This is a genomic window from Streptomyces sp. NPDC058289, from assembly GCF_042880975.1.
Lineage (GTDB): Bacteria > Actinomycetota > Actinomycetes > Streptomycetales > Streptomycetaceae > Streptomyces > Streptomyces stoeckheimensis.
On the sequence record NZ_JBHVYI010000105.1, the window covers coordinates 20,470 to 27,779 of the forward strand.

The window sequence follows — 7,310 nt, forward strand, 5'->3', positions numbered from 1 at the left end:
CACTTTGGGATGCGAGATGGGGTGTCCCGCGGCCCCCGTGCGGACCGTCGACCGCTAACGCTTGGGCAACAAGATGCCTGGTTCCCGGAAACGGCATTTACCGTACGGGCGTTTGTCGTACTGTTTCCTGGTGCGCCTGATGTCCACTGTTTGGGGAAGCCGCGGACTCGCGCCACCGTCATAGACCACGTGCCAGGGGGGCCTCATGAGGCATGTCCATATACCTGTGCAAAGAGTGGCCGGTGCGGCCAGGACGTCGGCCATGCCGGCCAGGGGCCTTCGCGACAAGGCCCGTTGGTACCTGCCCGCCGCGGTCACCGCGGACCTGATCGGCGTGGGAGTCCCCGTCGGCCTGGTCTTCGAGGCCGCCCAGCAGGCACGGCCGCTGTTCTGCGCCCTCGGTGCGGCCCTCGCCTGGACCGGCGTGCAGCTGATGCGCCGGCGCTACGCGGGCCGCGCGCTCGGCGAATCCCGGGGAGTTCTGCCGGTCCTGCACGACTGGCTGATTCTGATCGGCGTACTCGCCGTGGCCCGCGTGCTCACGGGCGAGAACACCCCCCGGCTGTCCGCCCTGGGCGCCCTCGTGCCCGCCCTGCTCGTCACCGTCGCCTGCCACAAGCTGACCTACCGTCACCTCTCCGCCGCCCGGCGCGAAGCCCAGGCGGTGAGCCGGGTCCTGGTCGTCGGCGAGCCCGACGCCGCCGAGTCCGTCATCGGACACCTCGCCGCGCGCACCGACCACCCCTACGTGGTGGTCGGCGTGGTCCCGGTGGGCCCCGGCGGACTGGACAGCGGGGTGCCCGTGGCCGCGCGGCTCGGCTCCGCGACGGCGCAGTCCCCGAACGGGGACTCCGCCGCCGTGCTCGGAGCCGTCGCCGCCCACCGCGCCGACCTGGTGCTCGTCGCACCGGGTGCCCGGCTCGCGGGGGAGCGGCTGCGGCGGATCTCCTGGGCCCTGCACGATGCCGGGCTCGAACTGGCGGTCTTCCCCGGGCTGGTGGAGGTCTCCGTCAAGCGGCTGGAGACCCTGTCCGCGGGCGGCCTGGCCATACTGCGGGTGGCGCCGCCGGTGAGCCGCGGCATGCAGCCCCTGCTGAAGTCGGTACTGGACCGGGCGGGCGCGGCGCTCGGACTGGTCCTGCTGTCGCCGGCCTTCCTCGCGATGGTCCTGGCGATCCGCTGCGGCTCGCGCGGGCCGGCCTTCTACCGGCAGCGGCGGATAGGCCGCGACGGGGTCCCCTTCGTCATGTGGAAGTTCCGCACGATGGTCGTGGACGCCGATGCGCGCAAGGCCGAGCTGTCCGGGGCGAACGAGAACGACGGCCTGATGTTCAAGATGCGCCGCGACCCCCGGGTGACCCGGGTGGGCCGGCTGCTGCGCCGCACGTCCATGGACGAACTGCCGCAGCTGATCAATGTGGTGGCGGGCAACATGTCACTGGTCGGCCCGCGCCCGCCGCTGCCGGAGGAGGTGGCCGAGTACGACGAGGTCGAACTGCGCCGGCTCGCGGTGCGGCCCGGGATGACCGGGCTGTGGCAGATCAGCGGGCGGTCCGACCTCTCGTGGGACGAGACGATCCAGCTCGACCTGCAGTACGTGGACAACTGGTCGTTCACCAGTGACGTCGACGTCATGGGTCGCACGCTCCGCGCCGTGGTCGACGGTCGCGGAGCGTACTGAGCCACCGGCGATCCCGCCTTGGGATCAGCTCTGCGCGCTGCCCTACTTGGTGCCCTACCTGCTGTCCTGCTCGCGCCACCAGGCGTACGTGGCGGCGATGCCCTCGCGCAGCGGGACCGCGGGCTTCCAGCCGAGCCCGCGCAGCCGGGTCACGTCCAGCAGCTTGCGGGGCGTCCCGTCGGGCTTCGAGGTGTCCCAGGCGAGCCTGCCGCGGAAGCCGGTCACCTCGGCGACGGTCTCCGCGAGGGCCTTGATGGTCAGGTCCTCGCCACAGCCGATGTTCACCGGCTCGGCGCCGTCGTACTCGCGCAGCAGCACGGCGCACGCGGCGGCCAGGTCGTCCACGTGCAGGAACTCCCGGCGGGGCGTACCCGATCCCCACAGCGTGACCTCCTCGCGCCCCTCGGCGGCGGCCTCGTGGAAGCGGCGGATGAGGGCGGGCAGGACGTGCGAGGACTCCAGGTCGAAGTTGTCGCCCGGGCCGTAGAGGTTCGTGGGCATGGCCGAGATGTACGAGGCCCCGTACTGCTTGCGGTACGACTGGACCTGGACGATGCCGGCGATCTTCGCCAGGGCGTACGCCTCGTTCGTCGGCTCCAGCGGGCCGGTCAGCAGGGCGTCCTCGCTGATGGGCTGCGGGGCCAGCTTGGGGTAGATGCAGGAGGAGCCGAGGAACAGCAACCGGCCGACCTCCGCCGCGTGCGCCCCGGCGACGACGCTCAGCTGGATCTTGAGGTTGTCCTCCAGGAACTGCACCGGGAACGTGCTGTTGGCCATGATCCCGCCGACCTTGGCGGCGGCCAGGACGACGGCGTCGGGCCGGACGTCCCGCAGGTACGCCTCGGTCGCGGCGGCATCGCGCAGATCGAGGTCGGCGCGGCCGCGGGTGAGCACCTCGTACCCGTCGGCGGTGAGCCGGCGGACGACCGCGGACCCCACGAGGCCGCGGTGGCCGGCGACGAAGACGCGGGCGTTCGGGGGCAGGAACGGCGAACTTGTCATACCGCCGATGATGCCAGTCCGCCGTCCGCGGTTTCACGGGGGAGTCCCGGCCCCGGAAGCCTCGGCGGGCAGGCGGATTTCGGGTGGCACCGGCGAGTCCGGTACATACCGACCCGCAAGGGGGCGAGGGGGCCCGATCCGGCGGGAGGAGCTCCGGGCGGAACGTGTACGGTACCCATCCGGTACCCGTCCCCAGCCCCCTGGGGGCGGAACCCCCGCAGCACCCCGGGCCCGGCCCCGCTCCGCATCAGGCGGCCGGCCCGAACACCGGGGCCCGGCCCGAGGCGCGACCCGGGCTCGGCACCGACCCGCACGACGAGGCGTGACCCCGGGGCACTTCCGGGGCCGTGCCCCGAGCCACACCCGGGGCGCAGCCCCGAACCGAACAGCTCGGCCCCGCACTCCGGGGCGCAGCCACGACCGCACCGCAACGATCCCCAGGGGGACCCAATGGGCAAGACCGCGCTGATCACCGGCGTCACCGGGCAGGACGGCTCGTACCTCGCAGAGCTCCTGCTCTCCAAGGGCTACACGGTGCACGGGCTCGTGCGGCGGTCCTCCAGCTTCAACACGGAGCGGATCGACCACATCTACCAGGACCCGCAGACGGCGAACCGTTCCCTCGTGCTGCATCACGCCGACCTCTCCGACGGCGTCGCCCTGGTGAACCTGCTCCGCGAGATACGCCCCGACGAGGTCTACAACCTCGGCGCGCAGTCGCACGTCCGCGTCTCCTTCGACGCCCCGCTCTACACCGGCGACGTGACCGGCCTCGGCGCCCTGCGCCTGCTGGAGGCGATCCGGGCCAGCGGCGTGGACACCCGCATCTACCAGGCCTCCTCCTCGGAGATGTTCGGCGCCACCCCGCCCCCGCAGAACGAGGCCACCCCGTTCCACCCGCGCAGCCCGTACGGCGCCGCGAAGGTGTTCGCGTACTGGACGACGGTGAACTACCGCGAGGCGTACGGAATGTTCGCCGTCAACGGGATCCTCTTCAACCACGAGTCCCCGCGCCGCGGCGAGACCTTCGTGACCCGCAAGATCACCCGCGCGGTCGCCCGGATCAAGGCGGGCCTCCAGGAGAAGCTCTACCTCGGCAACCTCGACGCCGTCCGCGACTGGGGCTACGCCCCGGAGTACGTGGACGCCATGTGGCGGATGCTCCAGCAGGACGAGCCCACCGACTACGTCGTGGCCACCGGGGTCGCCGCCACCGTCCGCGAGTTCGTCGAGGCCTCCTTCACCCACGCCGGTCTCGACTGGAACGATCACGTGCGCTACGACCCCAAGTACGAGCGTCCCAGCGAGGTCGACGCCCTGATCGGCGACGCGTCCAAGGCCCACGATCTGCTCGGCTGGAAGCCGACGGTCCTGGTGGCCGAGCTGGCCAGGATCATGGTGGATTCCGACATCCGCCAGGTCGAGGACCAACTGGCGGGCGCCAGCGTCCGCATCGACCGCTGAGGCCTTATATTTCGCCTACGATTTGCCCTGTCCCGGTCATTCGCGCAGCCAACGGCGGGTGTGGCCAGGGCAAATCTGCCGTATGTCCGTAGTGCTCCATCCACACCGGACCCGTTGATTCCAAGTTGGTATGCAATGGGTCAAGGGTGGTGACCAGGCCCTTCGCTGAGCCCTAGTCTGCGCCAGTACATATGGCTGTTCCGATAGATGCCGAACCAGCCATTCAAGCCGGGCAATTGCCCTGGGGGGCTCATGCGTAGATCCAGAGGGCTGACTGCTGCCCTCGCCCTGTCACTGGCCGGCGCCGGCACCGCGATAGGCCTGGTGCTGATACCCGAGGCGTCGGCCATCACGCAGCCGGTGGCCTTCACCGCCGACAACCTGCCGACGTGGCAGCCCAACGGGATCGTCTGGGCGATGGCCGAGGCCAACGGCACCGTCTTCGCCGGTGGCACCTTCTCCGCCGTCCGCCCGCCCACCGGCGGCGCCGACGCGGAGCAGGAAGCCGTGAACTTCGTCGCGCTCGACGCGGCGACCGGCGCCCCCACCTCCTGCAAGCTCTCCTTCACCATCGGCGACGGCAGCGCGACCGTGCGCGCCCTCACCGTCTCGAAGGACAAGAAGACCCTGTACGCGGGCGGCTACTTCGCGGCCGTCAACGGAACCCCGGTCAACAGCGTCGCCGCCATCGACATCGCGACCTGCACCCCCAAGGCCTCGTTCCACCCGAAGTTCCCCTCCACGGTGCGCGCGCTCGTCGCCTCCGACACCACCCTGTACGCGGCAGGAGACTTCAGCACCGTCGAGGGCGCGGCCCGTGAGCGGTTCGCCGCGGTCGACGCCACCTCCGGTGCGCTCAAGCCCTTCGTCGCCAACGCCGACGATCCCGGCCGCGCGCTCCAGCTCAGCAACGACGGCAAGAACATCCTGCTGGGCGGTGACTTCTTCACCGTCAACGGATCCCAGAGCCACGCGCTCGCCGTCGTGAACGCCACCACCGGAGCCGTCGCCAAGACGTACGGCACCATCCCCTCGATGTCGGTCATCAAGTCCATCACGGCCGACGCCACGGGCTACTACACCGGCGCCGAGGGCACCGGCGGCTTCGACGGCCGCGTCGCCCTCGCCACCGACTTCAACGAGAAGTGGCGCGACCAGTGCCTGGGCGCGACCCAGTTCGTGCTGCCGTACGACGGAGTCCTCTACAGCTCCTCGCACGCGCACAACTGCACCTCCGAGGGCCAGTTCCCCGACGGCAAGCGCCACTTCCTGCTGGCGCAGCTGACCGACTGGGGCAACGGCGGCCTCGACGCCCCCGCGGCCGTGGGCGGCTTCGTGCGCAGCCCGGCGAAGCTCGGCTGGCACCCCACCGCCAACGACGGCCTCGGCGAGGGCATCGGCCCGCGCGTGATGGCCATCGCGGAGAAGGGCGCCGCCAAGTACATGTGGGTCGGCGGTGAGTTCACCCTCATCAACGGCAAGGCCCAGCAGGCCCTGACCCGCTTCGCCTCCACCGGCGACGTCGGCGCCCCGACCACCCCGGTCGCAAGCGTCTCCAGCGTCAAGCCCGGCGAGGTCCAGGTCCGCTGGCGCGCCAGCTACGACGCGGACGACAACAAGCTGACCTACCGCATCTACCGCAACGGCTCCGCGACCCCGATCGCCACCGTCAGCGCGAACTCCCTGGAGTGGCTGCGCCAGCAGGCCTCCTGGACGGACGCCACGGTCAAGGCCGGCGTGTCCTACAGCTACCGGGTCACCGCCACCGACGCGGCGGGCAACACCAGCGCCCTGTCGGCCACCGTCTCGGTCTCGGTCCCGACCACGGTCAGCGCGTACCCCAACCAGGTCCGCGAGGACGGCGCCAACCTGTACTGGCGCTACGACGACGTCGTCAGCCCGTACGTGGCCGACTCCTCGGTCTCCGGCAACACCAGCGGCATCCAGCTCAACGCCCCGGCGCTGCGCCAGACCCCGGGCGCGATCACCGGAGCCAGCACGGCCATGGGCTTCAACGGCACCAGCCAGCAGGTGTACAGCGACCACCGCCAGACGGTCGGCAGCAGCTACACGCTGGAGACCTGGTTCAAGACCAACACCACGCGCGGCGGCAAGCTGCTCGGTTTCGGCACCAACCAGGACCGCAACAGCAACCTGTACGACAAGCACCTCTACATGACCAACACCGGCCGGATCTTCTTCGGGGTCAACCCGGGCTCGACGAAGACCGTCTCCACCGGCCTGCTGGACACGTACAACGACAACAAGTGGCACCACGTCGTCGCCACCCAGGGTCCCGCCGGAATGGCGCTGTACGTGGACGGCCAGTCCAAGGGCACCCTGAACGTCACCGGCTCCCAGGCGATCGAGGGCTACTGGCACGTGGGCGGCGACAACCTCGCCTCCTGGCCGTCCCGGCCGACCAGCAACTTCTTCGCCGGCCAGATCGACGAGACGGCCGTCTACCCGAAGGTGCTGACCGAGGCCCAGGTCAAGAACCACTACAACCTGGCCAAGGCCGCCACGGACACGGTCTCCAAGGTCACCGCGACCGAGGACACCTACATCAACCAGGGCGCCCCCAGCACCGCCTACGGCGCGTCCGCGTCGCTGGCCGTCCGCGGCACCTCGGCCTACGAGACGTACCTGCGCTTCGACATCCCGGCCGCCCCGGCCGGCACGGTGCTGAAGTCCGCGTCCCTCCAGGTCAAGACCACCACCGTGGCGAGTGCCGGCACCACCGACACCGTCTCCGTGGTCCCGGTCACCGGTACGTGGAGCGGTGCGGGCACGACCTTCAACAGCAAGCCCACCCTGGGCACCACCCCGCTCGGCTCCTTCGCGGGAGTGCCGGACGGTTCGGCGGTCCAGAGCACGTCGTTGGACACCGCCGCGCTCTCCGCGGTGCTGGGCAGCAGCTACAGCCTGGGCCTGACGAGCACGGGTACCAACCCGCTGTGGATCTGGTCCTCGGAGTCCACGGCCGTGGACGCCAAGCCGCAGCTGACCCTCACCTTCGGCGCGAAGTAACCGCTTGACGGAGTGCGGGGGGGGGGCGGCGGGGGGGCCCGGGCCCCCCCCCCCCCCAAAACACGAAAGGAGGGGGGGCGGCTATTTAAAAAAAAAAAGCCCCCCCACCCCCCGGAAAATAAAAGTATGGAGG

Annotated in this window: 4 protein-coding genes; 3 read left to right on the forward strand and 1 reads right to left on the reverse strand. The window is 70.6% G+C overall.

Annotated features, from left to right (window positions below):
* The first annotated feature begins 205 nt into the window (after nt 1–205).
* Entirely contained in the window at nt 206–1,681 is a 1,476-nt protein-coding gene (locus ACFVX6_RS35155; protein WP_389698480.1) for a sugar transferase, read from the forward strand.
* A 54-nt stretch (nt 1,682–1,735) separates the two neighbouring features.
* Here ACFVX6_RS35155 and ACFVX6_RS35160 read toward each other — a convergent pair whose 3' ends face one another.
* A complete protein-coding gene (locus tag ACFVX6_RS35160; RefSeq protein WP_389698482.1) occupies nt 1,736–2,683 on the reverse strand; it encodes a GDP-L-fucose synthase family protein in 948 nt (315 codons plus the stop codon).
* A gap of 450 nt (nt 2,684–3,133) precedes the next feature.
* Here ACFVX6_RS35160 and gmd point away from each other — a divergent pair, with 450 nt between their 5' ends.
* Both gmd and ACFVX6_RS35170 read left to right on the forward strand, forming a co-directional pair.
* Nucleotides 3,134–4,147 carry a GDP-mannose 4,6-dehydratase gene (gene gmd, locus ACFVX6_RS35165; protein ID WP_389698484.1) on the forward strand — a complete coding sequence of 338 codons (1,014 nt, stop codon included), beginning with the start codon at nt 3,134–3,136 and terminating at the stop codon, nt 4,145–4,147.
* A gap of 252 nt (nt 4,148–4,399) precedes the next feature.
* On the forward strand, nt 4,400–7,177 hold the full coding sequence (locus ACFVX6_RS35170) for a LamG-like jellyroll fold domain-containing protein (protein WP_389698486.1): 2,778 nt from the start codon (nt 4,400–4,402) through the stop codon (nt 7,175–7,177).
* Nucleotides 7,178–7,310 lie beyond the last annotated feature (133 nt).

Bases quoted from the DNA above. Each gene is read 5' to 3' on its own strand.
- gmd (WP_389698484.1), top strand. From the start codon at position 3,134: ATGGGCAAGACCGCGCTGATCACCGGCGTCACCGGGCAGGACGGCTCG.
- ACFVX6_RS35155 (WP_389698480.1), top strand. From the start codon at position 206: ATGAGGCATGTCCATATACCTGTGCAAAGAGTGGCCGGTGCGGCCAGG.
- ACFVX6_RS35160 (WP_389698482.1), bottom strand. From the start codon at position 2,683: ATGACAAGTTCGCCGTTCCTGCCCCCGAACGCCCGCGTCTTCGTCGCC.
- ACFVX6_RS35170 (WP_389698486.1), top strand. From the start codon at position 4,400: ATGCGTAGATCCAGAGGGCTGACTGCTGCCCTCGCCCTGTCACTGGCC.